Consider the following 21,184-nt stretch of genomic DNA (forward strand, 5'->3'; position numbering starts at 1 on the left):
AATGCTGTGTCCTAATCCTGGTAAGGACACAGCATTTCTGTCTCCCTACAGAGGTTATGTCAAATCTATGTATATCTGGTAGAAAAACGGCATTGCCGTGTCCCTAATTTTGGTAAAAAAATGGCATTCTCCTGTCCCTAATCCTGGGAAAAAAACGGCATTGCCCTGTCCCTAATCCTGGGAAAAAAATTGCATTGCCCTGTCCCTAATCCTGGGAAAAAAATTGCATTGCCCTGTCCCTACCAGGATTAGGACACAGCAATGCTGTGTCCCTACAGATATCATGTAAAACCTGTTTAATTTACAACAATGATTAACCTCATCAAAATAGCCAGTTATCCATTTCCTTTACGTGTGATAATTTTCCTATTAATCTTGCTAGCAATTTGGCTGCCCGTCGCCGCACCAATTTATCTCTTAGTTAAAGATAGTAACCTAGCAACTATTCTGACAATGGGATTGTTGTTTGTCGAATTTTTGTTCCTAGTGTGGCGCTGGGGAAAACAGGTTTACGGACAAACGCAATTGCTCAAAAGTTACGGTTTAGTCAATACGCGACAAAACGGTTTTGAGCTTTTGACTGGATTGGCGATCGGCATTTCGATAACTTTCACCCTATTTTTAGCGCAAGGACTGCTTGGCTTTGTCGCATGGCAAAATTCTGATAATTTGCCGAGAATCATCGCAGAAGGGCTGTTAAGCGCCCTTGGAGTCGGTTTTGCGGAGGAGTTGGTATTCCGGGGTTGGTTGCTGGACGAATTGCAGCGGGATTACAGTTATCAAATTTCTGTGCGGGCGAATAGCCTGGTATTTGCCCTATCTCATTTTATCAAATCTGTGGAGGGAATGCTGCGGACTTGGCCTCAGTTTCCGGGGTTGTTGCTGCTGGGTTTGATTCTGGTTTTGGCAAAGCGAAGCCGTCAAAATCGATTGGGTTTGTCGATCGGGCTTCATGCAGGTTTAGTCTGGGGATACTATATAATTAACGTCGGAGAGTTAGTGCGATATTCTGGCTCTGTTCCCGATTGGGTGACAGGAATTAACGGCAATCCGCTAGCTGGGGCAGTGGGGCTTTTGTTTTTGAGCGTATTGGCTGTGGGAATGCGAAAAATTAGTCAGTAGTCAGTTGGCAGTTGTTAGTTGGCAGTTGTTGGTTGTCGGTTGACTGTTGTCATTTTATCAATTCCCAATGACCAATTACCTATGAAACTCACGATTTTTGCCGCAGCTATACTGCTAATTAGTGCCAACTTTTCTGCTTCTGTAAAAGCACAAACTACCGCACAAGTCAAGCTAAATAATTCTTTAGTTCAAGTGCAGCCAACCCGCGAACAAATCCTCAATGCTTGCGTGCTCAATCAGGCTGAAACTCTGCCCAATCCTTTTACCGATGTGCCTTCCAATCACTGGGCTTACAAAGCGGTTTTGACGATGTATTATTGCGGCGCTTACCGAGAAGCAACCCCGCCTGCTTTAATTCAAGAATTGCTGCAATCACCACAAATCAACTGATGATCCCGCATTTCATCAGAGGCCAGAAACCGGGTTTTTTACGAAAATACTTGTTGAAAACCATAAATCTCGGAAAAACCCGGTTTCTTAGTTCGTAGCGTCAAGGCCAAAGAAACCGGGTTTTTGAGAGTTTTAGGGTGTGGTAACGAAGTATTTCTTAAAAAGTTTGGTTTCTGACTCAAGGTGTTTCCAGGCCAAAGAAACCGGGTTTTTGAGAGGTTTAGGGTGTGGTAACGAAGTATTTCTTAAAAAATTTGGTTTCTGACTCAAGGTGTTTCCAGGCCAAAGAAACTGGGTTTTTGAGAGTTTTAGGGTGTGGTAACGAAGTATTTCGTAAAAACCCGGTTTCTGAGTATTAAAACTGAGCCCTAACAGTAAACGAATAATCGCCGCCCGGTTCAAGCTGATAATCCCATTTTTCCAGAAAACGGTGCAGCGGTTCTTGAATCAATGCCCTACCCCGAGATGGTTCCAGTATCAGTGTTTTTTCTGCGGTGAAACGCCACTGAAACTGCCACTCAAAATTGCCGGCACTTACTTCACCCTCAATGGTGCCTTTTAGCCAAGATTGGCCAGTCACTCGGACATATGCAGTTGTTTCGGGCAAACGTCTCGAACTCACCTTTTTGTTTCCGCGTTTGTTTCTGCAATGGTACGATTGTTGTAAAGACTCATGGCTTTTTCTACTCCCTGGTGGAGGCTAAGTTCCACAGCTTCTACAACTAATTTAAGCACTTTCTCTACTAATTGACTTTCCTCTGAGGAAAATTTTCCTAATACGAAGGAAATCGTATCTTTGTCATTTTTAGCAGGATCGTTTTGAGGTTTGCCGATGCCAATCCGCAAGCGGGGAAATTTGTCTGTGCCCAAATGAGAAATTGTCGATTTCATGCCGTTGTGGCCGCCGGCTGAACCTGCTAGCCGCATTCTGAGTTTGCCGATCGGCAAATCCATATCGTCATATACTACTAATACGGACTCTGGAGGTATTTTGTACCAATCTGTGGCCGCCCGAATCGATTGGCCGGACAGGTTCATGTACGTCAGCGGTTTCAGCAAGCGGATTTTCTGTCCCCGCGGCCGATTTCCCTCGCCAAATATGCCTTGAAATTTGCGGTTTTCTGACAGGGAAATTTGCCAAGATTTAGCCAAGGTATCCACTGCATTAAAGCCGATATTGTGTCGCGTGCGATCGTACTTTGGTTCTGGATTTCCCAAGCCAACTATTAGCTGGGGAATTATTAACTCCGCTGGTGTTTCCGACTTCTGAGTGTTATTCATCTAACTGTTTGCGGTATCTTCCTTGGCTGCCGCGATTTTTTCGGGTTCGGGCTTTTTGGTAGTTGCGACTGCTTCTTCTAACTGCTTGGCTTCCCGCGTAAACTCCGACTCAAAATCCCGCGAAGCGTCTTGAAATCCCCGCAGTGCTTTTCCGAAACTCCGACCGATTTCAGGTAATTTTTTCGGACCGAATACCAACAGGGCGATGGTAAAAATTACGGCCATTTCCGGCAAGCCAATTCCAAAAATATTCATGTTTTTTCTCCGGTATTTTGTTTAATTAATTAGCATTAAATTACGAGCCACTAACGGGAAAGGGCAAGGGGAAATGGGAAAATTTAGCTTTCACCCTTTCTCCTCTACCCTCAGCTTTTACTGTTAGCCTGACTGTTTCGCGCTCAAATTTTAGCGGCCGAGACTCGACCAATCGACATCCACATTCTCCAGAATCAGTGAAGAGTTGTAGATTTGCAAAATAATCAACAAGAACACGAAAAACAGTCCGATGAAAACGCTCATCAACAGGGTGGTTCCCCAACCAGGGGCTACCTTGCCGTATTCTGAGTTAAGGGGTTTGAGTATATCTCCTAACCAAGTCCGCTGTGCCATAAGTCACCTACAATGAATCTCTACAGAAAAGTTTGACATACTTCCACCGCTAATTGCGATCGCAATTTTTTAGACCCCCACTCCCCGACTCTGCCGCAGTCTCCGACTCTCCCCGTCTCCCCGCCTCCCCCGGATGCTGCCATACCCTACCCAGCCTAAAATCACTAGACTTTGAGACGGATTGTTATTTTTTGTAATATTATAGAGTGGATAACTCATAATTGCTCCCCAATATGGAACCAGCAGCATTTCTAGGTATTTCTCTCGGTATGTGTCTGGTGGCAATCACCGGCTTCACGATTTACACGGCTTTCGGCCCTCCCGCCAAGCAATTGAGAGATCCTTTTGAAGAACACGAAGATTAGAGATGAAGGAAGAAGGAAGAAGGAAGAGGGAAGAAGGAAGAAGGAAGTTCGGCAACGGATTATGTAACGGATGTAACGGATGTAACGGATGTAAGTCCGTCGGAAGAAGGAAGAAGGAAGAAGGAAGGTTTGCCCAATTTTCCCCCTCTCGCCCTCTCGCCCTCTCTCCCTCTCTCCCTCTCTCCTTCTCCGAAGCGATCGAACTTCTGCTTTGGCCCGATCGACCTTTCGCCTCCCCAGTCAATGCTATATTCTGCAAAAATACAGTAAATCTCTATTGGAAAAATATATCTTCCAGTTAAAGTAAAAATTATCAGGTTTCAGGCGAAAGCACTATGGGCAATACCTTCGGGCATTTATTTCGGATATCGACATTTGGGGAATCTCACGGCGGCGGTGTGGGAGTAGTAATAGACGGTTGTCCGCCCCTGGTGTCGCTAGACGCATCGGAAATTCAAGCGGAACTCGATCGCCGCCGCCCGGGCCAAAGCAAAATTACGACGCCCCGCAAAGAAGCAGATACCTGCGAAATTCTGTCGGGGGTGTTTGAAGGCAAAACTCTGGGAACTCCGATCGCAATTTTAGTCCGCAATCAAGACACTCGTCCTCAAGATTACGGCGAAATGGCGACAACTTACCGCCCTTCCCACGCCGACGCTACCTACGATGCTAAGTACGGAATTCGGAACTGGCAAGGCGGAGGTCGAAGTTCGGCGAGGGAAACTATTGGTAGAGTAGCAGCAGGGGCGATCGCCAAAAAAATTCTCTCTCAATCCGCTGGAGTCGAAATCGTCGGCTACGTCAAACGCATCAAACACTTAGAATGCGTCGCCGACCCGGACACTGTTACCTTAGAACAAGTAGAAAGCAACATCGTCCGCTGTCCCGATGCCGACTGCGCCGAAAGAATGATTGAACTAATCGAAAAAGTTCGCGACAACGGAGATTCGATCGGCGGTGTAGTCGAATGCGTCGCCCGCAACGTACCCAAAGGTCTGGGAATGCCCGTATTCGACAAACTCGAAGCCGACTTGGCCAAAGCGATCGTGTCCTTGCCCGCCTGCAAAGGCTTTGAAATTGGTTCTGGCTTTGCCGGGACTATGCTTTTGGGCAGCGAACACAATGATGAATACTATACTGATGAACAAGGGGCAATTCGTACAGTGACGAATCGTTCCGGCGGAATTCAGGGTGGCATTGCTAACGGTGAAAATATCATTCTGCGGGCGGCCTTCAAACCAACTGCGACAATTCGCCAGCAGCAGCGCACAGTTACCCGAGAGGGTGAAGCAACGCTGCTAGCGGCCAAAGGACGGCACGACCCTTGCGTTTTGCCAAGAGCTGTGCCAATGGTGGAAGCAATGGTAGCTTTAGTGTTGTGCGACCATCTGCTGCGCCATCACGGACAATGTGGAACCTTAAAGTCTGAATTTTAAAATGGAAATCAGCTTGTCCTCTGTAGCGGCAACTCCCGTTGATTGCCCTCAACCCTCGGAATCAATAAAAGGTATGGATGATTTTGTCGTACAGTTCTGGGGCGTGCGGGGCAGTGTTCCGACACCAGGATCGGAAACTGTTCGCTACGGCGGAAATACTTCTTGTTTGGAAATGCGAGTAGCTGGCAAACGCTTGATTTTTGACGGCGGAACAGGCTTGCGGATGCTGGGAGACCAGTTGATGCAAGAAATGCCGGTGCAAGCTTATATGTTTTTTACTCACTATCACTGGGATCACATTCAAGGTTTCCCGCTGTTCGCCCCAGCTTTTATCCGCGGCAATAGGTTTGATATTTATGGGGCGATTCCGCCGGATGGAGATTGTCTCAAAAGGCATTTTGTGGAACGGATTCTGCACTCGAATTCGCCGGTGCCGCTGATGGGTTTGCCTGCAGATTTGAATTTCTACGAACTCAATCACAACCAGACGATGATGCTGGACGATATTGAGATTAGGACTGGTTCTCTGAATCACCCGAATACTGCTATGGGATATCGGGTGAGTTGGCAGGGACGTTCGGTGGTTTACTGTTCTGATACGGAGCATTTTCCCGATCGACTAGATGAGAATGTCTACAATTTGGCCCTCGACGCTGATGTGCTGATCTACGATGCGATGTACACCGACGAGGAATATCACAATCCCAAGTCTCCGAAGGTGGGTTGGGGACACTCGACTTGGCAGGAAGCGGTGAGAATGGCTAAGGAAGCAAGGGTGAAACGAGTGGTGATTTTTCACCACGATCCGGCTCATACTGACGATTTTCTAGATCGCATCGCCGAAGATGTGCAAATCGCTTTCCCCAAGGCTGTCATGGCCCGCGAGGGTCTTATTTTGCCGATCGGCTTCTGAACTTTCGTCGGTACGGTCGATCGCTCATAACTTTATCCTACGATCGTTTTTTGATGTGGAGCAGGTCTTGTGGCCCGCTCCACAACTTTTTTATTTTTAGCAAATACTGTTAGTGCGTGGTATAATTCTGGGCTAGTAACTTTTTAGGAAGAATATTTAAGTTTTTTTTGATTGTTTTACTCGCTCTTATTTGAGAAGCTCGGCAAAATTAGCAGTTTGTTAATCGCGATCGCGCGGGTGGATCGTAATTGCGATCGCTGTGAATGTGCCGTGACAAGAAGTATCGAGTTTGAGGGCATCTCAGATGAGAACGAAGTGCCGTACAACCTGCGGGCGATCGCAGGATCGAGCCACAACCCACCCGCGCGATCGCTTCCGCAAAACGCACACCAAGAAGTAAAATAATTGGAGGATTGCAGCAGGCGAAAAAGTGAAAGTTTTAAGTGTCAACAAACACGGCGAGGCTCCGCAAGATTTCACTCTCGCACGAGGCTCCCCAATTGGCAACAAACTTGACTTTATCATCGTCATACCTGCAATTTTTTGAGTAATTCCTAAACAAAAAAGCTGAGGTTATAGTTAGGAAAAAACACAGGTACGTTGCTTTTTTGGAAACATGAATATTTGCAACTCTGAAAAGCCGATCTGAGAGCTTTTCGCTACAATCTGAGTGATTTTTCCGCAGTCAATTTCATTCAAAAGAAAGAGACGATCGCTCTTTGGTTTGGGACTAGCTGCAACAGCAAAGTGAATGTTATGACTTGACTATCAAAATGGGAAATTTACGTTTTAGATCTTCAGCAAATCAGTACAGATGGATTGCCCTAGGCAGTTTTGCTGTAATTATGGGTATTTCAGGGGCATTAGCCTACCGCCTAGCTCCGCTGCCGGGATTCCTGGCTCAAGGCACTCTGGCTTCTAATAATCCGCCAGTCAAATTTTCGAGCACGGGCGCGACAATTCTCAAGCAGGGAGAGCAACTGACTCCCGATGTTCTGCTGGCAGATAATGTTGTCAAAGCAGTCGCAGATGCAGTTAAGCTGTCGCCTCAGCAAGTTCGACAAAATGCTAGCGTCAAGATTTCTAAGCCGGAAGAACCTCTACAGATTGCTGTTGGGTATCGCTCGCTCGATCGGGATCAAGCAGTGCAAACGGCGGATATGTTGATGAAAGGCATGGTTGAAAAAAGCCGCCTGATTAACAGATATCGGTGGCAATCAGTCAATCAGTCGCTCAACCAACGCTTGGCAAAAGTCACTCAAGACCTCAAACAAGCTCAACAACAACTCGACCAATACGAAAGAGAGCGCGCTCGCCTGTTGCAGCAAATGAAGCTTCAGCAAGACTTTTACAACAAAACTCAGCTCGCGATGGCGGATACGCAAGCGTCGGAAAAAGAAATGGTGAGCAGTTTGGCTGCCGCGACAGCGCCGCAAATTGTGGCCACACCCACGAGCGATCCGACTGTGCCTCTGATTTTGGGAGTTGGGCTGCTGTTGGCGATTTTGGTAAGTCGCGGTTTGATTCCTTCGGTGGCAGATTGGCAGCACAAAACAGCTTTTCAGCGAGAAGAGAGCGAAAGGCTCCAAAGTGCTTTGTACCGACTGATCAAAGAAAACCGCGGCGAAATCACTTTGGTGCGGTTTGCGATGGAGACGCGGCTGTCGCCGGATGTCGCCCAGCGTTTTTTGAACGAACAAGCTGAAATCTTTAATGCCAATTGCGAAATTAAAGACGACGGCAGTATCTTGTATCACTTCCACATTTAAAAGGTGGCAGGCGCGCTCGCTCCACAGAAAACCCAGAGCCGATCGGGCATTCACTGCTCGATCGGTTTGCTTTTTGGGTAATTAGTTAAAAAATCTTTAAGATATGTAATTTGGTTGTTCCGTTTGCTTCCCTGTATGTATAATGAAAAAAAATACGTAAATATACGGTTGCTTTTTACTTGAGTTACCTATAAAGGCATAGTTTCTCGTTAAATGTTTCTTAGGGAGTAACTCAGCTCAGTATAAATGCTGTAGTCTAAAGCTATAAGTTGTTCGGGGTGTTACATAGTTTCACAGAAGAAATTAGCTCTGGCCAGAGCCTGGAATCAAACTCCCAGCCTGAAAGCGTACTTTTTACATTTAACTTTTGCAATCACCAGTTGAGGCTAAACCTATGATATTTGGAATAATTGGCTCTTCTTTCGTAGCTTACTTTTTGTTGATGTCGATCGCCAACTACGGCGACACTGGAATGTAGACTAGACCCAGCCGGCAAAAAAGCAGTTTGACAAATTCGGTAAAGTATTTGAGCCAGCCGTGTCTGTCGTGTCCGCAATTTGCAGGAAAATCAATGGATGAAGGAGTCGTTAAGTACCGCTGTGACTGGAAAGAGGCAGACCCTGTAGCTGCCGGGGACATAGCAGATTTGATGGACTGGCGCGATCGACTCCACTCTTGGGGACTAATTGCCGTCTACGAAAATGGCATCGGGTTTGGGAACGTCAGCGTCAGGATTGGCAATTCTTGCCAGTTCGTGATTTCCGGCACCCAGACAGCACACTTGCCGCAGCTAGGGCCAGAATCCTACTGTACTGTTTCCGAATTTAACTTAGAACAAAATTTCCTCTGCTGCCGGGGCCCAGTACCAGCTTCGTCGGAGTCCCTGACTCACGCAGCACTTTACCTTCACGCTAGCGATGTGGGGGCGATTATTCACATCCACAATCCTCAACTCTGGCAACAACTGCTGTTTAAAATTCCTACTACTAGAAAAGAAATACCTTACGGCACTCCTCAAATGGCCTTAGAAATGTTTAGACTTTTTGAGGAGGAGAATCTCGCCGATCGCAAAATTCTGGCGATGGCCGGTCACGAGGACGGAATTATCTGTTTTGGCAGCACTTTGGACGAAGCTGGGAAAGTGCTCTCGACTGCGATCGGTGAGACCAGATCTGCGTTAAACTGAGCTTGATCCTTGGCTGATGCTCGATCGCTCCAACGCGCCGACACAGCTTAAAAACTTTGACCGTGCGTCTTGCCTGTTCGGTAAGGGAAAGATATTTTAAAGAAACACATTTTATAGCAAAAGCTGAGAGTCATCGTGAATCTAACTAAACTTGTAAGCTCAAAAGAACTGCAATCCGAGGTATCTCGTCTCACCGAAGAGCTGCAAATGCGCGACCAATTGGTGCAGCAGTTGTCTCAAGAACTTTTCAGACTGGTGAAGGGAAATACGAGTTTTGTTCCTGCGCCGTCGGTTTCCGATCGCCACCAAGCTCAAATGCAGGCGATGCGCGAACAACTACAAGCTGTTGAAGAACAGGTGGGTTTTTATCAAGAACAAATCGCCGATCGGGATGCTGAGGTTTACCAACTGCGGCAGTCAGTGCAAGAATTGACCGATCGCTCTCGAATGCTCGAACAAGTTGTTCAGGAATTGCCAGGGGTTTACCGCCAGAAGTTTGCCGAACGGATCGAGCCGATTAAGGAAAAGCTGGATCAACTGCAAAAGGAAAACCGCCAATTGCATACAGAGTTGCAAAGCGTGACTTACCGTCTGGCGGTTCGCAATCGCAAGGCTAAGGGCTTGGATCTGCCTAGTGTCGATCCTGATGACGATCGCGGGATTCAAATGCCGAGCTTTGGCAATGTCTGAGGTTTTGATTGTGACGGGTGACGGGCAAAAAGTAGCAGCAAGTCTCCTTGAGGCGATCGCTCGATCTCATCCTTTAACCGAAGTCAATATCTGTGGAATTTCTGCACTCAATTCTGGAGCGATCGCCTCCGCTGGGGCGATCGTTTGTCCTATGACGCTGGATGTGCCGTCCGATCTGGTTTTTCCGGGTCAAGATGTGTTTAAATTTTGCCGCAATGTTGCGGTGGCGCGCGATCGAGTGGCTGAGGAACTGCTTTTTCCCGTCGGCGAGGGCAGTTTTTGGCTCCCTGTGGTGCACACAGCAAAGGGGCCGCTTTATGCTGAGGCGATCGCAGCAGAATCCGATAAATTGTCGGGCGAGTTGAGTTACCGTCAACCGCTGCATTTGTCGGATGTTTGGCGGCAGCAGTTGTACCAGTTGGCTTACCGCTTGTTGGTGGATATTTTAAATGCGCCTCCGGCGACTTATTTGATGCAGTTTGGGTTTGTAGGGGAGAGAATTTTGTTCGATCGACTTTGGCCTTTTCCGGCTGCACCTGCGATCGCCTCTGTGGGCCTTCAAGTGCCAGATTTATTTATCTGCCACTGGAATTGCTTGACAAATCAACCGATTTATGATATACAAATTACTTCTTGATGTTCCTAATGAGGACTTTAGTCCAATTGCACTGCTCAAGTCTTAATTAGGGATTGCTGAAAAAGTCAGAAAACAGCATATACTAAAATATAGTTTTTTCCTAATTATCCGAGACCGAAAACCGGAAAAAAGGTTTGTGTTGTGAAATAGACATAAACAAAGCCAAAAAGCCGGCCGTACCCAGGCGGAAATATTCATCACCAGAAAAATTATGGCGATGGTTGTTTCAGAAGTATTAGAAAATTTAGCCATGACTCTACCAAGGCTAAATCTTCTTTTACCTGCTCCAAATTTTTCCTCAATCAAATTACGAATTATTTCGTCAGACTTAGCTTGCTTCTTCTTTGACTTGCTGATATTTTTAGGTAGTCTTCTAGAGGAACGCCACTCATCCTAATCCCGATTTCTTTGCACCAAGCTCGATTTGACTGCGTTCGATATATGCAATATACATGAATTGATTCGGGATAGTAAGCTGTTGCTCATATAGATTGTCTATAGCGATTGAGGGGGGAGAGAGGGAGAGGATTTGACTATTTTTAATAGTCATCAAAATATACAATGCTTCGCAATCATATCGATGAAATTTGTAACTATTTCTTGAACCGAACAACGAGTGGTTGTAGGTCAGAAATCAACAATCGTCTCAAAGTGATTAAGCGTCAAGCCTATGGATTTGTTAATTTTGACAATTTTCGAGTTCGACTATTAGCTGGCTTTTCTAATTAGTTTTTATGAGCACCGCAAACCCCGAAGACCCCAAAAATTAATTTTTATTCACAATAATCAGGGATTTAAAAGCGATTTTTGCTGAATATAATGATTTAATTGTACGGTCGATCGCACTTTTAGACACTCCAAGTCGATCGCGCGATCGCCCTCCACAACCAGCAAGTGCCTCAGATCTCAAAGCCCGCAGATCGCCCTCACCCCCAACAAACGTAAAATTATGTCAAATTAAGTAAAGAGTTATAAAATAACTATTGGCAGACCAGCAGACAGTTATGACCGCAAAACTAAGAGCTACAGACACAAAAAAAATGGACACAGACTTGCAGCAGTTGAGCGCAGACCAAGAACTGATTCTCAACCAAGTAGACAATGCCATCGCTCTGTTCGACTCGTCTGAGTGCTTAGTTTTGTTTAACAAAAAATTGGCAGACACTTGGGAACTGTCCCCAGAATGGCTGGCCACAAAGCCCAAGTGCGAGTTGCTATTTGCCGAAATTGTCGATCGCGGTTACTTGTCGCTTCAGCAGTGGGAACAGTTTCAGGAAGCACTGAAAACATCTCAGGAACAAAATTTATCATTTTATTTCGAGCAATCCAACGGCATTTGTTTGGAAGTCTTCGCCACAATTACCAACAGCGGCGGGAGACTGTTTACCTTTCGAGACGTTACGGTATACCGAACATCCCAAGCTAGCTTGAACGCAGAAGTCAGAAGGCTGAGCTTTCTTTTAGGTTTAACAGAACGCCTGCAAAACTCTCACAGTTTGCAAGAAATAGGTAGGTTTGCCCTTAGCTATTTGGTAGAGGCGACGAATGCTGCTTTCGGAGACGTGAAAGTAATTAGCGGTTCGGGAAAAGACAGACAAGCGGCGGCAATTTCCAACCAAGTTTCTGGTCAATTTTTGGCTAGTTACGGGGAACCAGTCGCCGCCGGAATGCAAGAATTGCTCGACAAAGGTATTCCCTACGGCATCGGTTTGCTGTGGAAAGTGGTGGAAACCGGTCAACCTTTGTTTGTCGATGACTATGCCCAACATCCCAATGCTGTGCCACAATTTCGACATCCGGGAATCGGACAATTGGGCATTTTTCCGATCGCCTCTACCGACGGCACCATCATCGGAGTGTTGACGCTGGAGTCCCGCAACGTCAAAAAATTGCAAGCCTCCCTCCACCAAGAAGTGCTCACAGCGGCTTGTCGGACGCTGGGTACGGCGATCGAGCGGGCTCAGACACAAGAAAACCTCCGCCAAGTTAACGAACAATTAGAGTATTCTTCTCAATTGAAATCTGAGTTTTTAGCTTCGATGTCCCACGAATTGCGGACGCCTCTCAACAGCATTCTCGGATTTTCTGACTTGCTGCTGCGCCAAACAGCCGGACAGTTGAGCACTCGACAAATCAACTATGTAGAACTGATCGAAAAAAGCGGCCAGCACTTGTTGCAACTAATTAACGATATTCTCGATCTTTCTAAAATTGAAGCGGGGAAAGTAGAACTAAATTTGCTGCCAGTGCGCGTTCACGAACTCGCTACAGATTGTCTTAAAATGATTCAGCCGAGGGCAGAAAAAAAGCGGATTGCTTTGTCTTCAGAACTAGATTACCGCATTAATAAAGTTTTGATAGACGAACGGCGAGTGCGACAAATTGTGATTAATTTACTTTCCAATGCCATCAAATTTACACCGGAACAAGGACAAGTTAAACTCAGCGGGCGTTTGGCCTACGGCAGCGAAATCCAAGGCGATTATCGACCGGATTGTTCTCCTGTAAATGACAGCACTCCTTATTTTTGTTTGGAAGTGAAAGACTCCGGCATCGGCATTCCTCAAGACCGTTGGAACTTGCTATTTCGACCTTTTCAACAGGTAGATTCTTCCCTGACTAGGCGGCACGAAGGCACCGGTTTGGGTTTGGCCTTGACTAAGCGTTTGGCCGAACTGCACGGGGGGACTGTTTCTTTTCAATCTGTTTGCGATGTCGGCAGTGTGTTCCGCGTTTGGCTGCCTTTGACGGAGATGCGTCAAGAGTCGGGAAGCTTTGCTGCTTGTGCTTTGGATTCTAAGTTAATCCCTGCTTCTACGATCGCTTTGCCAATGGGTAGCAAGCGGATTTTGGTGGTGGAAGACCAGCCTTTTAACCAAATGTTAATTTCGGAGGTGATGGAATTGGAGGGCTACGGGGTAGAGATTATCGCGGATGGGAAGGCGATGGTCGATCGAATTTTGGCCGCTTCTACTGCGCCGGAGTTGCTGCCGGATTTGATTTTGATGGACATTCAATTGCCGGATGTTGACGGCTTTGAGTTGATGCGGCGAGTTAAGGCAGATCCTGTATGGGAGTCGGTACCGATGATTGCGGTGACGGCGATGGCGATGGCTGGCGATCGCGATCGATGTTTGGAAGCTGGCGCTTCTGGTTATTTGAGCAAGCCGCTGGATCTGAATTTGGCGATGGCTACTATCCGTTCTTTTCTCTCTTAAACAGTATTGACGCACCGGTGGTCAGAAACCGGTTTTTTTGCGAAAATACGCGCGTTGTAGCGCACAAATCGGGTAAAAAACCCGGTTTCTTTGGCAGAGTGCATAATACCAAGTTCGGCGTTTTTTTGTCATTTCGAGCGCAGCAAGGCAATCGAAGTATCTGTTTTTCACAGTGTTTTGCCTTGGATTCACTGCCACCAAGGTGTAATTTATTACATTTCATCATGGGAAAGGCTAAACTCAATAGTAGAGAAATTTTAAATTGAATGTAAAATCAATTTATCTTAACCGAACTCAAATATTTCGGCGATCGAGCGGGGGCATCTCTTTTCAGGAGAGGAAAAGGTCAAGAATACAACACAATCTGTTCTGGACGCTATTAAACTAAAAAAATCGGGTTTTTGACCCGATTAAAAATCTGGACGCAGTATTATCGGAAAAAATCCGATTTCTAGGCGATCGTCCGTCAATCCTTGCTAAATACCTCAATTTTTCGTCCTTGCCGGTCGGTGACAAACTTTACCTATCAGATTCCATGTCAAACAAGTCGCCCTGCATCATGTTGGTTGATGACGAGCCAGATAATCTGACTTTACTCCAAGAGTTATTGCAAGTCGAAGGATACACCACAGTATCAGCGCTATCTGGCGATGAAGCGCTCTCCCTCGCGCGCACATTTCGACCAGATTTAATTTTACTTGATATTATGATGCCGGATATGGACGGTTTTGATGTCTGCGAGATCCTGCGTAAGGATACGGCTTTACAAACTGTACCGGTGATTTTTTTGACTGCCCTCAGTGACGACACCTCTCGCCTCAAAGGGTTAGAAAGGATGGCAGATGATTATTTAACAAAGCCTTTTAACAGTTGCTTGCTGCTGGCAAAAATTAAAAATATTTTGCAGTTGAGCCAAATGCGATCGCAAGTTGTAACTTCCCAATTCAACCAGCAAGTCACAGAAAAAAGCCAGCGCCAAATCGCTGCAGCTTGGGAGGCCAGCGAATATATTGCTGAAAAATTTCAGCTATTTGTACCGGAGCAGATTCTCACACGAATTGCCCCAAAAGGCATAGAATCGATTCAATTGGGAAATGTCACAGAAGAAGAACTGACTATTCTATTTTGCGACATTCGCGGGTTTACGACGATCGCAGAATCTCAACCAGCACACGAAACCTTTGAATGGTTGAACGCTTTTTTTACTAAAATGAACGATTGCATCACGTCCCACGGCGGGTTTATTGACAAATACCTAGGCGATGCCATCATGGCAGTATTCGATCTGCCGACTTCTCACGCGATAAATGCGATCGAAGCCGCAGTAGCCATGCAAGAAAGTTTGCAGGAATTTAATGCCGATCGCCATAAATACAATTTAGAATATCCCGTCAACATCGGTACAGGAATTAACACCGGGATCGGCATGATCGGCACCTTGGGTTCCGATCGCCGGATGGACTCTACAGTCATCGGCGATGTAGTAAATACAGCTTCTCGCTTAGAAAATTTAACTAAAATATATGGCTGCCAAATTATTGTTAGCGAAAATGCGATCGTTCACGCCAGAGAATTTCTAAATAACATAAGTCCGAATTCAAACTCAAAAGAAAGTCTATTATTAAAGTGCGACTTGGAAGCAAAAACAGCAGAAAGCATGATTGCAAATTCTCACGCGAAAGCAGCCTGCAGCCATTCAGCCAGCAATAATTATTACTATCGCTGGATCGATAGAGTAACCCCGCGCGGCAAGCAGCAAGCTATTGAAATCTACGAAATCTGGCCCGCATCCAGTCCAGACTCCCAGGCTAAGCAGCTTACCCAGGCTTTATTTGACAAAGGAATTCAAGGATGGCAAGCCCAAAAATTTGTCGCCGCCCTAGGATACTTTCAGCAACTAATCGAACAAAACCCTGCAGATACAGTCGTCAGTTTTTATATAGATAAATGCCGGGAAAAACTAGGTCTTATACCTGCCAATAGCAGCTCGGAAATAAGCTAAATAAAACCGTTGCTAGTAAGGACTTCAGTCATCATATTTAACAATAATGACTAAGTTCCTTACTCCGAACCGATAAAAATATTCTAACTTAAACCCACATCAAACCGTCGTCAAAACTTGCTCCCTCAACTTCCCAATCAACTCATTAACTCCCCCAGAATTCAAACGGTAACTCAAAGGATGACCGATCAAATAAGCCGAACTTTCAAACAAAATATCAATCTCCACCAAACCATTTTCCCGCAAAGTTTTCCCAGTCGAAACCAAATCCACAATAGCCTCCGACATACCCGTAATCGGCCCCAACTCCACAGAACCGTAAAGCGGCACAATTTCCACCGGCAAGTTCAAATTGTGAAAATATTCCCTCGCACAGTTGACGAACTTAGAAGCAACTCTACCGTGAGGTGGCAAATCCACACTTCGCCGATAGGAACTAGATTCCTTCACCGCCACCGACAGCCGGCACTTGCCAAATTGTAAATCAATTAAATTAGCAACTTTCGGTTTTTTTTCCCGCAAAACATCATAACCGGCAATCCCCAAATCAGCTTGACCGTATTCCACATAAACAGGCACGTCGTGCGTCCTGACTAGCAAAGCTTTTGCTGTTCCGGTGGGGTCATAAATTTGAAGTTGTCGGTTAGAGGAATCTAGAAAAGCGCTGAAGTCTAATCCAACCGATTTAAACAGCCGAATGCTATCTCCTAACAATCCGCCTTTGGGAAGTGCAACAGTAATCATGTCAATTTTTAAAGTGTAAATTGCTCAATTTGGGAAGGGGCGATCGCGGCACAAGCATAAACAGCTTTTGCCAAACTCAGAATAACACATATAGTTCACAGTTAAAAATAAATTTACGCTATTGCTGGATCCTTTGTTTTGGTATATATTATATTTAGTAAGTTTTTATAGAGTCACTTTTTTAAAGGGCGGTCAGTATGGAAAAAAATCAAGAATTTGACAGTCAAGAATTTGACGAAGAATTTCACAGTGTAGACCCGGATTCCCTGAAAGTTACAGTAGATGAAATTCTCTCAGGCGGCGGTCTAGAGGCAGAGGAAATGGATTATACAGTAGCCGTACCTACCGCTAACCACCCCAGAATCCCCAGGCTCACAGGTTTCTCATCTCAGTTGAAATTAAGCGTGTTCGATGACACCACCCGATCGCAGTTTGCTGAAAAACGCGGAACGCTGGGAGGTTGTTAATGTAAGATGCTTGCAGAGGCTGTTGCACAGAACTGGACTATCCTTTGTGTATTCAACTCTAAAACTGAAAATTGAACGGGCGATCGCAAATAACTCACAGCTAAACTATGACCGAATTGACTCTTGTTATTGGCAACAAAAATTATTCCTCTTGGTCGCTGCGTGCTTGGCTGGTGATGAAACAAGCTGGACTAGAATTTACGGAAGTGAGAATCCCCCTAGACGGGCCGACAAGCCACGCGGAAATTCGGCGCTATTCTCCCTCGGGAAAAGTGCCTGTTTTAATCGACGGCGACTTGAAAGTGTGGGAATCTTTAGCAATTTGCGAGTATGTTGCCGATCGCTACGCGCATCATTTGTGGCCTGCAGATATCGCCCAAAGGGCGATCGCCCGTTCCATCTGCGCTGAAATGCACGCGGGGTTTCAAAATCTGCGCCAAAATATGCCGATGGACTGCCGCAACCGCTATCCCGGAGAAGGAATGACTGCCAGTGTCGAAGCAGAGATCTACCGCATCTTTACCCTGTGGCACGAATGCCGTCAAAACTTCGGAACAGGTGGCCCTATGTTGTTCGGAAAATTCACAATTGTTGACGCTATGTTTGCTCCCATCGTCCTGCGTTTTGTCACCTACGGAGTCAAATTCAATGCAGAGGGAAAAGCTTATGCTGATGCGATTTTAGCAATTCCTGCAATCCAGGAATGGCTAGCAGCAGCTTACAGCGAATCAGAAAATATTCCACATTTTAAAATATAGCAAAAATCAGTTTGCTTAACCTAAGCATTCCTAAACTTAACCTCACGGCAGACAAAGCAACCGCAGGGGGAAAATCCCTACAAAACCTACTTGTCTGCAAGCTTCCTGTAATTCATGCTTAAATCTGACATCTAAAACTTGTTTTGAGCGAAGTCGAAAAAACTAAAATGTAAAATCAAGATGCGGATTCTCTTAGTTGATGATGAAGTTGAGTTGACTGACCCTTTGAGTCGAGTTTTAAGCCGCGAAGGTTATACAGTTGATGTGGCAATTGACGGCGCGACAGGCAGCAATTTAGCAATGCAGAAATCTTACGATTTGCTAATCTTAGATTGGATGCTTCCCCGACAAACCGGACTGGCAATTTGTCAGCAATTGCGATCGCAAGGACGGAATACACCAGTGCTATTTCTCACCGCCAAAGATACCCTAGACGATCGCGTCAAAGGACTCGACGCAGGCGCAGACGACTATATAGTTAAACCCTTTGAACTGCGAGAACTGCTAGCCAGAGTCCGCGCCTTGCTGCGACGCCCCCCTACTTTTGACTCCGAAGTGGCTGTCGGGCGGCTGCAAGTTGCAGACTTACAGCTAGACTACGACAATCAAATTGCTTATCGGGGCGATCGGACAATTGACCTATCAGAAAAAGAATGTCAGTTATTAGAATACTTAATGCGCCATCCCGGTCAATTGCTAACACACGAACAAATCCACCAATACTTGTGGAGTGAAACAGATAAACCCAGCAGCAACGTATTAGCCGCTCAAATTCGCCTGCTGCGACGTAAAATAGAAGCCCCAGGCGAATCCACCCTAATTAACACAGTCTACGGTAGAGGCTATCGCTTTGGAGAAGGCAGTTAATAATAATTGCCCAAAAAATCTCGTAGATGCAAGCGGCGGTTGAAACTCTGCAAGAATCAAACTATCCTCCGCCTCCGCAGACACAAGAAAACAACCTAAATTTAACCGTCAGTCTTCAACCCGTTCCCGTCGGGTGCAAGTCTCGCGTAGAAGCCGTTTCAACCGCCCCCTGTTCTTGACAAATCAAAGTAATTACTGACACCTCCGGCCGACAAAATAGCCTCCCTGGCGCATAAGTTCCCAAACCGCGATTCACGTACAGCAAATTACTCCCAACCCGATGCAAACCGCTAGCCCATTCCCAGTGACTAACTACTCTATCGCAAGCCGACAGAAGAGGAATCCACTTTCGGATTGGTTGAGGAATCAAATAGCCAATTTTTCTCACCCAAGCATACAAAGGCCCGATACCGGGAATCACAATTTGACCGCCGTGAGTGTGCCCGGAAAACTGCAAATCAATCCGCCACTTTTGCAGCTTTTCAGCAGTATCAGGATTGTGAGACAATACAATCCGAGAAATCCCCGGATTTATTGATGTCATTACAGGTTCAGGCTTAAAATCGCCCGACCAAAAATCTGCCAACCCAACTAAAGCCAACTCAGCCCCCAAAGGATAAATGGCTTCGTTGTATAACACCCGAATACCTGCGTTATTCAAAGCATTAGCAACCTCAATTTTTGCCCCCGGCCAATAGTGGTCGTGATTCCCCAAAACCGCATAAATCCCCATCCGACTTTGCAACTTTTTCAATCGCTGCACTAAGTCGTGAATAGGTGCCGGATCGAAGGTAATAAAATCCCCCGTTAAAAAAATTAAATCTGGTTCGGCTTCATTAGCCGCCGCAATTGCCTCTTCTAGCAACCATTCCGACAGCCGCACCCCGTCATAGTGAAAGTCAGTAAGCTGTACAATTTTAGTACCCGATAGATTTGCTGGAAAATTTGCGATCGGTATTGTTAAACAGTCTACCTGCAGTTTCCCAGTGAATAACCTGTGCATAAATCTAACGTTTATTGACAGAGCGCAACCTCTAGTTTAGCAAATAAACAGGCAAGACTGCAAAAGTAGATATTATTCCTTCTTTCTTTTGCCATCTGACTAATAACTACTAAGTGCTGAATACTAGCTAATGATATCAATTCCGGTTGTCCTCATACCGGAATTGTTGACTGTTGACTGTTGACTGTTGACTGTTGACTGTTGATTCGGGTCTAAAAACTGAATGGTTGACTGTTGACTGTTGACTCAATTTCATTATTCCAATGCCACCGGAAACGATATGACTGAGCGGCAAGGTGCAACCTAAGCACGATATTAATGACTAAAGTCCTCACTACCAACATTTTTTATTGCGATTCATTGACCGGACATCATTTTAGGCGATCGGCTACGCGGGAGAAAAAAAACTATATAATGGCGGTTAAGCTGTTGTGGCATTTAAATTGAATGTCAAAAAAATATAACTTTTGTGGGGGTGTCCCGCCCGCCCTGAATATGCAATGTTTATTTGCGCGATAGCTTACTGGTGTGGCGGGTGGGTTGGGCGATCGTCCATTTGGCTGCAATTACGCTCATGGCGATGTTTTTTGATTGCTTTTTAATTTTTAATTGTAGCTGATTTTTGATTTTAGGCGATCGGCGGTTGAAATTGTTTCTTGTCAAACGAAGTTTTAGCAGAGGGGGACTGAAGAATCAACCCGATATTAAAGCAGGATTTGCTATGATATCGAATGTGGCTTAAATGCCTCTTTGTATCCAATTAATCCATCGATTCGCATCTGGCAGATAAATCGCCTCTAAAGCTTTCACCATAGATTAAGTATAGCTTTTCTCATAAAGATGAGGTACGATTGGGTAAAAGTTAATCAGGAAAAAAAGAATTGCTCGCCTCGCACCTCCTTTAACTCAAAAGCTTCATAGTCCCTGCGATTGCTTTCTTGAATCGCAATGACATCCTTTGCTCAGTGAACCGTATTGAGATATAATATAGTTTGAACACAACACCAATCATTGTCCTATGAAAACCATAGACAAAAGTCAATTAACAGCTCAATTACTAGAATTTTTGCGACTTGTCGAGCTTGAAGGCGAAGAAATTTTAGTGATGGATGGCAATAAACCAGTTGTGAGAATTTCTCAGTATGAAAAGTCTGTTTCAACTGAAGAATTATTTAAGGATATGCGGGGAAAAGTAAAATATTTTGAAGATTTAACTGCGCCAACAACTGAAGAATGGCAGGAAGTATGACAGTTGTCCTTGATACCTGCGCTCTCATCTGGTGGAGTTTAGATCCAGAGAAACTTTCTCAATCGGCAAAAGATGCTTGTCAGCAGATGGAACAAGAAAAAAATGGTTTAGTTCCATCAACGGCAATCTGGGAAATAGCTATCAAGATCAAAAATCATAAGTTAGATTTAGGAGTAAGTATTGATGACTATATCGCTACTTTAAAAAAGTCTAATGTTATTCGCATCGTTCCAATTGATGAGGACATTGGCCTAGAAAGTGTCAAATTAGAATGGGAACACCGAGATCCAGCCGATAGAGTGGTTGTAGCAGTTGCCAAAAAAAGTCAAGCTGCTATTATTACAGCCGATTAAAAAATAGCTAATTTCTACTCTTTAGTAATTTGGTAAATCGAATGTGCCAGGTATAGGAAACGTAGAACAGGCGCGGTTTCGTGGTTCAAGCGTTGGTTATAAATCTTCACGAAACCCTGTAACGC

Annotated in this window: 27 protein-coding genes and 1 pseudogene; 19 read left to right on the plus strand and 9 right to left on the minus strand. The window is 45.4% G+C overall.

What is annotated here, in order from left to right:
- Positions 1 to 309 precede the first annotated feature (309 nt).
- Both IQ263_RS13345 and IQ263_RS13350 read left to right on the plus strand, forming a co-directional pair.
- Positions 310 to 1,122, plus strand: coding sequence for a CPBP family intramembrane glutamic endopeptidase (locus tag IQ263_RS13345; protein WP_194067854.1), 813 nt, complete (start codon positions 310 to 312; stop codon positions 1,120 to 1,122).
- A gap of 81 nt (positions 1,123 to 1,203) precedes the next feature.
- Positions 1,204 to 1,512 (plus strand): S-layer protein, encoded by a 309-nt coding sequence (locus IQ263_RS13350; protein WP_194067855.1) that lies wholly within the window; start codon positions 1,204 to 1,206, stop codon positions 1,510 to 1,512.
- A gap of 355 nt (positions 1,513 to 1,867) precedes the next feature.
- On the opposite strand, the gene IQ263_RS13355 is transcribed toward IQ263_RS13350, so the two are convergent.
- The 5 genes from IQ263_RS13355 to IQ263_RS29320 form a co-directional block, all read right to left on the minus strand.
- A complete protein-coding gene (locus IQ263_RS13355) occupies positions 1,868 to 2,134 on the minus strand; it encodes a DUF3146 family protein (protein WP_194010069.1) in 267 nt (88 codons plus the stop codon).
- The gene (gene pth, locus IQ263_RS13360) at positions 2,131 to 2,793 is read right to left on the minus strand and encodes an aminoacyl-tRNA hydrolase (protein ID WP_194010070.1); all 663 of its coding nucleotides are present in this window, start codon (positions 2,791 to 2,793) and stop codon (positions 2,131 to 2,133) included. Before pth ends, IQ263_RS13355 begins: the two co-directional genes overlap by 4 nt.
- Positions 2,794 to 3,048, minus strand: a complete 255-nt coding sequence (locus tag IQ263_RS13365) for a TatA/E family twin arginine-targeting protein translocase (protein WP_194010071.1) — start codon at positions 3,046 to 3,048, stop codon at positions 2,794 to 2,796.
- A 150-nt stretch (positions 3,049 to 3,198) separates the two neighbouring features.
- A complete protein-coding gene (psbH, locus tag IQ263_RS13370; RefSeq protein WP_006633692.1) occupies positions 3,199 to 3,402 on the minus strand; it encodes a photosystem II reaction center phosphoprotein PsbH in 204 nt (67 codons plus the stop codon).
- Positions 3,403 to 3,422: 20 nt separating this feature from the next.
- Positions 3,423 to 3,545: a hypothetical protein gene (locus IQ263_RS29320; protein ID WP_255515875.1), complete on the minus strand. Its 123-nt coding sequence runs from the start codon at positions 3,543 to 3,545 to the stop codon at positions 3,423 to 3,425.
- Between the two features lie 90 nt (positions 3,546 to 3,635).
- Here IQ263_RS29320 and psbN point away from each other — a divergent pair, with 90 nt between their 5' ends.
- The 9 genes from psbN (at position 3,636) to IQ263_RS13415 (ending at position 10,398) form a co-directional block, all read left to right on the plus strand.
- Positions 3,636 to 3,767 carry a photosystem II reaction center protein PsbN gene (gene psbN / locus IQ263_RS13375; RefSeq protein ID WP_194067856.1) on the plus strand — a complete coding sequence of 44 codons (132 nt, stop codon included), beginning with the start codon at positions 3,636 to 3,638 and terminating at the stop codon, positions 3,765 to 3,767.
- A 2-nt stretch (positions 3,768 to 3,769) separates the two neighbouring features.
- Positions 3,770 to 4,069 (plus strand): hypothetical protein, encoded by a 300-nt coding sequence (locus IQ263_RS13380; protein ID WP_194067857.1) that lies wholly within the window; start codon positions 3,770 to 3,772, stop codon positions 4,067 to 4,069.
- Positions 4,070 to 4,102: 33 nt separating this feature from the next.
- Complete coding sequence (gene aroC / locus IQ263_RS13385; RefSeq protein WP_194067858.1) at positions 4,103 to 5,203, plus strand: chorismate synthase; 1,101 nt, start codon at positions 4,103 to 4,105, stop codon at positions 5,201 to 5,203.
- Position 5,204: 1 nt separating this feature from the next.
- On the plus strand, positions 5,205 to 6,116 hold the full coding sequence (locus IQ263_RS13390) for an MBL fold metallo-hydrolase (protein WP_194010074.1): 912 nt from the start codon (positions 5,205 to 5,207) through the stop codon (positions 6,114 to 6,116).
- 171 nt (positions 6,117 to 6,287) lie between these two features.
- Complete coding sequence (locus tag IQ263_RS13395) at positions 6,288 to 6,521, plus strand: hypothetical protein (protein ID WP_194067859.1); 234 nt, start codon at positions 6,288 to 6,290, stop codon at positions 6,519 to 6,521.
- 368 nt (positions 6,522 to 6,889) lie between these two features.
- Entirely contained in the window at positions 6,890 to 7,885 is a 996-nt protein-coding gene (locus IQ263_RS13400; RefSeq protein ID WP_194010076.1) for a hypothetical protein, read from the plus strand.
- Between the two features lie 571 nt (positions 7,886 to 8,456).
- Positions 8,457 to 9,071 (plus strand): class II aldolase/adducin family protein, encoded by a 615-nt coding sequence (locus tag IQ263_RS13405; protein WP_194067860.1) that lies wholly within the window; start codon positions 8,457 to 8,459, stop codon positions 9,069 to 9,071.
- 135 nt (positions 9,072 to 9,206) lie between these two features.
- Positions 9,207 to 9,761, plus strand: a complete 555-nt coding sequence (locus IQ263_RS13410; protein ID WP_194067861.1) for an Npun_F5560 family protein — start codon at positions 9,207 to 9,209, stop codon at positions 9,759 to 9,761.
- A complete protein-coding gene (locus IQ263_RS13415; protein ID WP_194067862.1) occupies positions 9,754 to 10,398 on the plus strand; it encodes a hypothetical protein in 645 nt (214 codons plus the stop codon). Before IQ263_RS13410 ends, IQ263_RS13415 begins: the two co-directional genes overlap by 8 nt.
- Positions 10,399 to 10,440: 42 nt before the next feature.
- On the opposite strand, the pseudogene IQ263_RS13420 reads toward IQ263_RS13415, so the two are convergent.
- Positions 10,441 to 10,877 (minus strand): annotated as a pseudogene (locus tag IQ263_RS13420) (transposase); the annotation flags it as partial.
- An 82-nt stretch (positions 10,878 to 10,959) separates the two neighbouring features.
- Between IQ263_RS13420 and IQ263_RS13425 the strand changes: the two are divergent.
- The 3 genes from IQ263_RS13425 to IQ263_RS13435 all read left to right on the plus strand — a co-directional run bounded on the left by IQ263_RS13425 (position 10,960) and on the right by IQ263_RS13435 (position 15,618).
- Entirely contained in the window at positions 10,960 to 11,127 is a 168-nt protein-coding gene (locus tag IQ263_RS13425) for a transposase (protein ID WP_194067863.1), read from the plus strand.
- 275 nt (positions 11,128 to 11,402) lie between these two features.
- Positions 11,403 to 13,616: a hybrid sensor histidine kinase/response regulator gene (locus IQ263_RS13430; protein ID WP_194067864.1), complete on the plus strand. Its 2,214-nt coding sequence runs from the start codon at positions 11,403 to 11,405 to the stop codon at positions 13,614 to 13,616.
- Between the two features lie 535 nt (positions 13,617 to 14,151).
- On the plus strand, positions 14,152 to 15,618 hold the full coding sequence (locus tag IQ263_RS13435; protein WP_194010082.1) for a response regulator: 1,467 nt from the start codon (positions 14,152 to 14,154) through the stop codon (positions 15,616 to 15,618).
- Between the two features lie 99 nt (positions 15,619 to 15,717).
- Here the strand turns inward: IQ263_RS13435 and hisG are convergent, their stop codons facing one another.
- Positions 15,718 to 16,362, minus strand: a complete 645-nt coding sequence (gene hisG, locus IQ263_RS13440; protein ID WP_194010083.1) for an ATP phosphoribosyltransferase — start codon at positions 16,360 to 16,362, stop codon at positions 15,718 to 15,720.
- Positions 16,363 to 16,559: 197 nt separating this feature from the next.
- Here hisG and IQ263_RS13445 point away from each other — a divergent pair, with 197 nt between their 5' ends.
- From IQ263_RS13445 to rppA, 3 genes are all read left to right on the plus strand, one after another.
- Positions 16,560 to 16,829 (plus strand): hypothetical protein, encoded by a 270-nt coding sequence (locus IQ263_RS13445; protein ID WP_194067865.1) that lies wholly within the window; start codon positions 16,560 to 16,562, stop codon positions 16,827 to 16,829.
- Positions 16,830 to 16,936: 107 nt separating this feature from the next.
- Positions 16,937 to 17,587: a glutathione S-transferase family protein gene (locus IQ263_RS13450; RefSeq protein WP_194010085.1), complete on the plus strand. Its 651-nt coding sequence runs from the start codon at positions 16,937 to 16,939 to the stop codon at positions 17,585 to 17,587.
- A 180-nt stretch (positions 17,588 to 17,767) separates the two neighbouring features.
- Positions 17,768 to 18,454: a two-component system response regulator RppA gene (rppA, locus tag IQ263_RS13455; protein WP_194067866.1), complete on the plus strand. Its 687-nt coding sequence runs from the start codon at positions 17,768 to 17,770 to the stop codon at positions 18,452 to 18,454.
- Positions 18,455 to 18,569: 115 nt separating this feature from the next.
- On the opposite strand, the gene IQ263_RS13460 is transcribed toward rppA, so the two are convergent.
- Together IQ263_RS13460 and IQ263_RS13465 are read right to left on the minus strand one after the other, a co-directional pair.
- Positions 18,570 to 19,457 (minus strand): metallophosphoesterase, encoded by an 888-nt coding sequence (locus tag IQ263_RS13460; protein WP_194010087.1) that lies wholly within the window; start codon positions 19,455 to 19,457, stop codon positions 18,570 to 18,572.
- Positions 19,458 to 19,961: 504 nt separating this feature from the next.
- Positions 19,962 to 20,120, minus strand: a complete 159-nt coding sequence (locus IQ263_RS13465) for a hypothetical protein (protein ID WP_194067867.1) — start codon at positions 20,118 to 20,120, stop codon at positions 19,962 to 19,964.
- A gap of 355 nt (positions 20,121 to 20,475) precedes the next feature.
- On the opposite strand from IQ263_RS13465, the gene IQ263_RS13470 reads away from it, so the two are divergent.
- Entirely contained in the window at positions 20,476 to 20,706 is a 231-nt protein-coding gene (locus tag IQ263_RS13470; protein ID WP_194067868.1) for a type II toxin-antitoxin system Phd/YefM family antitoxin, read from the plus strand.
- A complete protein-coding gene (locus tag IQ263_RS13475) occupies positions 20,691 to 21,059 on the plus strand; it encodes a type II toxin-antitoxin system VapC family toxin (protein ID WP_228050023.1) in 369 nt (122 codons plus the stop codon). Before IQ263_RS13470 ends, IQ263_RS13475 begins: the two co-directional genes overlap by 16 nt.
- The last annotated feature ends 125 nt before the right edge of the window (positions 21,060 to 21,184 follow it).

The organism is Tychonema sp. LEGE 06208, from assembly GCF_015207505.1.
Taxonomy (GTDB): domain Bacteria; phylum Cyanobacteriota; class Cyanobacteriia; order Cyanobacteriales; family Microcoleaceae; genus Microcoleus.

Excerpts from the sequence above, each read along its gene's own strand:
- IQ263_RS13400 (WP_194010076.1), top strand. The coding sequence starts at position 6,890 with ATGGGAAATTTACGTTTTAGATCTTCAGCAAATCAGTACAGATGGATT.
- IQ263_RS13475 (WP_228050023.1), top strand. The coding sequence starts at position 20,691 with ATGGCAGGAAGTATGACAGTTGTCCTTGATACCTGCGCTCTCATCTGG.
- IQ263_RS13470 (WP_194067868.1), top strand. The coding sequence starts at position 20,476 with ATGAAAACCATAGACAAAAGTCAATTAACAGCTCAATTACTAGAATTT.
- IQ263_RS29320 (WP_255515875.1), bottom strand. The coding sequence starts at position 3,545 with ATGGCAGCATCCGGGGGAGGCGGGGAGACGGGGAGAGTCGGAGACTGC.
- IQ263_RS13430 (WP_194067864.1), top strand. The coding sequence starts at position 11,403 with ATGACCGCAAAACTAAGAGCTACAGACACAAAAAAAATGGACACAGAC.
- IQ263_RS13415 (WP_194067862.1), top strand. The coding sequence starts at position 9,754 with ATGTCTGAGGTTTTGATTGTGACGGGTGACGGGCAAAAAGTAGCAGCA.
- IQ263_RS13345 (WP_194067854.1), top strand. The coding sequence starts at position 310 with ATGATTAACCTCATCAAAATAGCCAGTTATCCATTTCCTTTACGTGTG.
- rppA (WP_194067866.1), top strand. The coding sequence starts at position 17,768 with ATGCGGATTCTCTTAGTTGATGATGAAGTTGAGTTGACTGACCCTTTG.
- psbH (WP_006633692.1), bottom strand. The coding sequence starts at position 3,402 with ATGGCACAGCGGACTTGGTTAGGAGATATACTCAAACCCCTTAACTCA.
- IQ263_RS13450 (WP_194010085.1), top strand. The coding sequence starts at position 16,937 with ATGACCGAATTGACTCTTGTTATTGGCAACAAAAATTATTCCTCTTGG.
- IQ263_RS13435 (WP_194010082.1), top strand. The coding sequence starts at position 14,152 with ATGTCAAACAAGTCGCCCTGCATCATGTTGGTTGATGACGAGCCAGAT.
- IQ263_RS13390 (WP_194010074.1), top strand. The coding sequence starts at position 5,205 with ATGGAAATCAGCTTGTCCTCTGTAGCGGCAACTCCCGTTGATTGCCCT.
- hisG (WP_194010083.1), bottom strand. The coding sequence starts at position 16,362 with ATGATTACTGTTGCACTTCCCAAAGGCGGATTGTTAGGAGATAGCATT.
- IQ263_RS13380 (WP_194067857.1), top strand. The coding sequence starts at position 3,770 with ATGAAGGAAGAAGGAAGAAGGAAGAGGGAAGAAGGAAGAAGGAAGTTC.
- IQ263_RS13405 (WP_194067860.1), top strand. The coding sequence starts at position 8,457 with ATGGATGAAGGAGTCGTTAAGTACCGCTGTGACTGGAAAGAGGCAGAC.
- IQ263_RS13425 (WP_194067863.1), top strand. The coding sequence starts at position 10,960 with ATGCTTCGCAATCATATCGATGAAATTTGTAACTATTTCTTGAACCGA.
- pth (WP_194010070.1), bottom strand. The coding sequence starts at position 2,793 with ATGAATAACACTCAGAAGTCGGAAACACCAGCGGAGTTAATAATTCCC.
- IQ263_RS13365 (WP_194010071.1), bottom strand. The coding sequence starts at position 3,048 with ATGAATATTTTTGGAATTGGCTTGCCGGAAATGGCCGTAATTTTTACC.
- aroC (WP_194067858.1), top strand. The coding sequence starts at position 4,103 with ATGGGCAATACCTTCGGGCATTTATTTCGGATATCGACATTTGGGGAA.
- IQ263_RS13350 (WP_194067855.1), top strand. The coding sequence starts at position 1,204 with ATGAAACTCACGATTTTTGCCGCAGCTATACTGCTAATTAGTGCCAAC.
- IQ263_RS13445 (WP_194067865.1), top strand. The coding sequence starts at position 16,560 with ATGGAAAAAAATCAAGAATTTGACAGTCAAGAATTTGACGAAGAATTT.
- psbN (WP_194067856.1), top strand. The coding sequence starts at position 3,636 with ATGGAACCAGCAGCATTTCTAGGTATTTCTCTCGGTATGTGTCTGGTG.
- IQ263_RS13460 (WP_194010087.1), bottom strand. The coding sequence starts at position 19,457 with ATGCACAGGTTATTCACTGGGAAACTGCAGGTAGACTGTTTAACAATA.